At 30.7% G+C, this 4,954-nt stretch carries 7 protein-coding genes; all 7 read left to right on the top strand.

The window, feature by feature from the left end; all coding sequences use genetic code 11:
- Positions 1 to 657: hypothetical protein (locus tag QZ276_RS07600; protein ID WP_292486797.1), on the top strand; the 657-nt coding region annotated here is incomplete at its 5' end.
- Positions 657 to 1,535: a hypothetical protein gene (locus QZ276_RS07595; RefSeq protein WP_292486796.1), complete on the top strand. Its 879-nt coding sequence runs from the start codon at positions 657 to 659 to the stop codon at positions 1,533 to 1,535. The genes QZ276_RS07600 and QZ276_RS07595, both read left to right, overlap by 1 nt.
- A gap of 160 nt (positions 1,536 to 1,695) precedes the next feature.
- Positions 1,696 to 1,836, top strand: a complete 141-nt coding sequence (locus QZ276_RS07590) for a hypothetical protein (RefSeq protein ID WP_292486794.1) — start codon at positions 1,696 to 1,698, stop codon at positions 1,834 to 1,836.
- Positions 1,837 to 2,251: 415 nt separating this feature from the next.
- Complete coding sequence (locus tag QZ276_RS07585) at positions 2,252 to 2,902, top strand: rhomboid family intramembrane serine protease (RefSeq protein WP_292486792.1); 651 nt, start codon at positions 2,252 to 2,254, stop codon at positions 2,900 to 2,902.
- 40 nt (positions 2,903 to 2,942) lie between these two features.
- A complete protein-coding gene (locus QZ276_RS07580; RefSeq protein ID WP_292486790.1) occupies positions 2,943 to 3,179 on the top strand; it encodes a hypothetical protein in 237 nt (78 codons plus the stop codon).
- Positions 3,180 to 3,380: 201 nt separating this feature from the next.
- A complete protein-coding gene (locus QZ276_RS07575) occupies positions 3,381 to 3,959 on the top strand; it encodes a hypothetical protein (protein ID WP_292486788.1) in 579 nt (192 codons plus the stop codon).
- A gap of 180 nt (positions 3,960 to 4,139) precedes the next feature.
- Positions 4,140 to 4,778 (top strand): rhomboid family intramembrane serine protease, encoded by a 639-nt coding sequence (locus tag QZ276_RS07570; RefSeq protein WP_292486787.1) that lies wholly within the window; start codon positions 4,140 to 4,142, stop codon positions 4,776 to 4,778.
- Positions 4,779 to 4,954: the final 176 nt, after the last annotated feature.

Raw genomic sequence — 4,954 nt, 5'->3', positions numbered from 1 at the left:
GAAGGGATATATACTATGTCTGATGTTGAAGCATATCTTAGCAATAAAGTTGAAGAGAAGTCTGTATTTGATGCTGATACAACAGGGAGTTATATGGTTTCGTTTCCTGAAATTGATGCTGAAATACAAGAAAAACTTTCAAATGAGAATCTTAATGCAAACATTTTTTATCATTGTTTGTTTATTGCAGCAAAGGTATTTACTGAAACTCACAAGAACTATAGAGAACAAACACAGCCAGATATGTTTGGTTCAGAATCTGATAGAGAAGTTGATAGTTTAACGGTTATTAATTATGTGCCTCCAATTGACCAATTAATTGATGTAGATGATTTTAATGTTGGAACAGGAACACCAATTCGAGATAATAAAGATATCTTTGAATCACAGATGGTAAATAATATTATTACTCCTGATGAGGCTTTCTTACAATTTATGGATAGTGTCTTTACTACAGTTATGTCTTCTGAACAAGGGTATTCGATTGAAGATGTATTATATGAATGTGAATCGTATCTCTCAGAAGATGGCGCAATGCAAATACCAGAATTGCAAGCTGTATATCAAGAGTTTGACCATCCAAAAACACATATGAGTGTTCTGTTTGCCTCAGTATATAAAACTAAAAACGAACTGCAATCTGCAAGTGATATATAATGTTAGATATTAATATTGAAACTATGAATAAGTTAGTCATCAAAGATGATTTATTAGAGATGACTTTAGAATTGCGTTCATTAGATATTTTTGCAGTTACTAATGAAGCACCAGATGAAACAAAAGAATTATATGAAGAACATAAACCAATGCATCAAGCTAACTTATTAGTAGATAGTTCGCCAGTCTCTGGTAAAAATGAAGACTTTGAAGACTTTGTGTATACGGTAGTTCAATATTTTTATTCGCAAGAACACGAATATACACTTGCCGATTTACAATATCTTCTTGGTCGGTATGTAATTAACATTACAGATTTCGATAAAGATGCATTAGATGGGAAACAAAACCAATTAGATAGTTTTGATTCGTTAATGCGAGAGCAAATTGAGCTTTCCTCGATTTCACCAATATATGTTCTAGTTTTGTATGCTGGAATAGCAACACTTCGCACATTATTAGACTATCAAAAGCGGACAGATTCAAGTAAGTTCAAAGTTGATTCTTCTTCAGGTAGTCTTTCAACTCCACAACGACCAACACAATCAGACGCTTCTGGTGATTTTATGTCTTCAAGCATTACTTTTGGCAAGCGGATGGATACTTCGTATAATAAAATATATCAATCTATTCTATCAGATATTCCAAATGTATTTACACAGTATCCACAGTATGTAGAGTATTTACAACAGATAGTTACTCGGTTGTATAATACGGATGATATTGTTTCAGTCGATGATGCGATTGAATTGTTAGAGGCACAAGTAAACCAAATAGATACTAGTCCTGTTGGATACACAGTTTTAAAGTATAATGTCGTATACACGCAAATATTTGTGTATTATCTACGATGGTATACATTCATCTCGAATAAGTAGCAGAAAATTTTGTATATTAGTAGGTAAGATTGTGAATACGCCTTCTTGTGTTGACTGAATGAAATAAACTTCAGAAAATAGAACTAATGAACTCATACTACTAACATAGTGAGTGATTTTTTCCATTAAACCTTTAGGCATAGAGTCATATAGTATTAGTATGACCTACAAGACAACTTCAATCTATGGTCGAGGAAGAGATTATGAACAACGAAAGCGTCGAATGATGTATGGACTTTGTGCAATGATTACTGTCATCTTTGGTATTATCTTTGCTTACGGTTTCCACGCTGCCTTCTAAAATTAGTTTTTCCATACTTTTTATCAACTACAATAGTTCCTACCATACAATTTTTTCACTATACTATGTTATACTATGTATAATATATAGTAATATTATCCATCAAACCTTTAAGGTAGTAACTATATTGTTGTTATATGACTTTCACAAAAACAATTGGCGATTTCGTCTATGATAGTATTGTTGCTGTCTTTGGAGAAACAGATATGCCAAATACTATTCAGACTAAATAAGAGCTAGAAAAATACATTTAAGATATTTTTTAGATACATCGTGTTAACTCCTAAACTATTTAACGATAGAACTAATTAGGTATACTTATGACAGTTACCTGTAAGTTAATCGAACAGTATCAGATTGTATGTGCGTGTTGTCGAACGGTTGATTTAACAGTATCCGAATTATTTAACACACTATGAATTCAAATAAACATATCCCAATATTAATATTGCTTTTGTGTAGTTGGTTTTATATTGTGCAGTATTTGTTTGCACTCAAACTTGGTGTTTCAATTGGCACAGAACTGTGGAGAAACGCATTCTTATTTAATGGTAATAGTATGTTGGAGTTATTCTTTTCTTCGATAAGTCATTATGGATTGTCACATTTAGTTGGTAACATATATGTATTAGTGCTGTTTTATACACTATATCAATTAGATATCTCTATTTCGGTTAAAAAATTTATTGGTATCTTTATTGTGTTTAGTATGGTTGTTAATTCAATTACATTTCTATATTATTCACTATTACTTGGTAAATCAATTAATGTTATCGGAGCTAGTGGCGGTATTTTTGGGTTGTTGGGATATCATTTCGCAATACAGTATGATGCTGTTCTGTTGAGTATTCGACGGAGAAACCGCTTGTTTGATACGCAACAAATATATTTCTCAATTATATCTGTAAGTATTGTAATATATAGCATTTATCTTGAAGTTACAACAAGCCTTGTAAACTCATCTATTGCACATTTTAGTCATATCTTCGGGTTTATATTAGGATTTGTTTTGTATTATAGTGTTCTTGAAGTTAAAAATATACAAAGAAAGTGGTTGATTGAATAATATAATAATGTTTTTATATTAGTAGTTCATTATACAATACATGTCTGTTACACAAATCGATTACATTTTAGCAAACAAGTTAAAAGAACAAAATATAACTGTTATTGATACATCTACTGCCGTTGCAGATGAGATTACTGTAACAGTTAATGATGAAATTTATTATATTATTAAGATTCATGCTGATGTATTTAATATTGAAAATAATTCTTCTAGGAAAATCTTGGTTGAAGATGGAAGTAGATATGATGTTATCTCTTTTTTGAGTAACATATAAGACATATTGTGAATTTTTTTGCAAAAACTAACATTTATTTTTTAATAGAATAGTATAGTATGTTTTATATTATTGTTAGTATTTGGGGGTTATAGTAGTTAATACTTATTAATTATATGTGAATTAGTTTTTATATTATTCACATAGTAACAAATGATGTTAGTAGAAAAGTTAATAAGGTTCAATCACATACTATAGTGTATGAACGATGACTCATCTACCGCTTCGCTTGAAACTCGGTTAGAAAAACTTGAAGGTATTGTTTCTGAGCAGTCAGAAATAATTACAGATTTGCAAAAACAGATAGATATAAAAAGTTCTCAAATATCTCATTTAATTTCTGACATTGAGGATAAAGAAGAGGATGTTGAGAGTCTCAAAGAATTTCGACAAGATGTTGTTAAATCACAGTTGAATGAAAGAGATTTGAGTGTTGAAGCATCTTTGAGTCCAGCTGAGCAAGTGATTTTGTTTAGTTGGTCTGATAGTGCAATCTCAAAAACGAAGAATAAACAGCGAGCAATTAAATTGTTACAAAAATGGGATGAAATCTCAAAGAACACGGCGGCAGGAAAGAGTGTTAAAGTGACTGATATACGAAAATACTTAACCAGTATTCTTGATGAAGATATTGAATATATGACTGCAAAGCGAGTGGCAAAAAGTATTGAAGATATTACAAATGATAAATTTGAGTATAATACAGATAAGAAAGTAGTAACGCAAACAAATCCAGATATGTGGGTTACAGATACTGATAATTTATTTACTGAAGAATAGTTCTGTATTTTCTATAGTAGAAGCATCCTTTTTCTGTATGTAGAAGCAATATCTTTTGCTAAATAATATGAGTATCAATATTTGTTAACTATAATAACTATAATAAGTATATGTTATTTTGGCAAACACTTTAAGGGTTGAATAGATATTGATATAGTATAATCAATATAAAGTGATATTATGTCCATCAATTCTAACAGTTCGAATTATAAGTCTGGTAACATAGTGTCACATATATCGTTTTATCCTGTTGATATTCTTATTGTGTTTGTTAGTGTTATTGGGGTAGCTCAATTTTGGCTAACGGCAGAATCATATATATCGTTGTTAGCATACACTGGTGGATTTGATGTGTCTGTCGTTACAGCAATTTGGTCACATAGTTCAGTTCAACATTTAGGAAATAATTTGTTAGGGTTACTCATTTATCGATTGTATTTCTCTCCAAAAGAGTTTCAACTGTTTAATTCATATTCGAGTATTTTTATTTACGCTGTTGTGCTTGGTTCAATAGTTAATAGTATTGCATATGTAACAACTGTTTCGTTAGGTTATGAGTTCGGGTATGTTATTGGTATTAGTGCTGTTATGTTTTCGTTATATGGTATTCAGCTTGTATCTTTAGTTACAAATTCTGGTTCATTAAATCCATTGAGTTTACAGCGTGTTTTGTTATTATGTAATTCACTTCTTATTGTTGGATATCCAACATATATGATGATAGTGAACTTACAATTTAATCTTGGTTCGTTTGGGCACGCTCTTGGATTTGTGAGTGGTTCGCTGTTTGCCAGTATTATGTTGTTAGTCAATTACTAATTTGTTTATCAAAACACTTATATTGTTATATGAATAAGAATATATTATGAGCAAACTACAAACTAAAAGTATGTCAGAAGATGTTGAAGCGGTTTTGAGTGACGGGGGTGTTATTCTCCGCCATAATAAAAATAATCATTCGGGTAACTCGACTGTGACTGTTCGACTCATTTCAG

The sequence above is a fragment of the Methanohalobium sp. genome (genome assembly GCF_018609725.1).
In the GTDB taxonomy this organism is placed as follows: Archaea; Halobacteriota; Methanosarcinia; order Methanosarcinales; family Methanosarcinaceae; genus Methanohalobium.
The sequence above is the reverse complement of the archived record's forward strand: the minus strand, read 5'-3'. Positions and strand labels throughout refer to the sequence as shown.

Excerpts from the sequence above, each read along its gene's own strand:
- QZ276_RS07595 (WP_292486796.1), top strand. The coding sequence starts at position 657 with ATGTTAGATATTAATATTGAAACTATGAATAAGTTAGTCATCAAAGAT.
- QZ276_RS07590 (WP_292486794.1), top strand. The coding sequence starts at position 1,696 with ATGACCTACAAGACAACTTCAATCTATGGTCGAGGAAGAGATTATGAA.
- QZ276_RS07585 (WP_292486792.1), top strand. The coding sequence starts at position 2,252 with ATGAATTCAAATAAACATATCCCAATATTAATATTGCTTTTGTGTAGT.
- QZ276_RS07580 (WP_292486790.1), top strand. The coding sequence starts at position 2,943 with ATGTCTGTTACACAAATCGATTACATTTTAGCAAACAAGTTAAAAGAA.
- QZ276_RS07575 (WP_292486788.1), top strand. The coding sequence starts at position 3,381 with ATGAACGATGACTCATCTACCGCTTCGCTTGAAACTCGGTTAGAAAAA.
- QZ276_RS07570 (WP_292486787.1), top strand. The coding sequence starts at position 4,140 with ATGTCCATCAATTCTAACAGTTCGAATTATAAGTCTGGTAACATAGTG.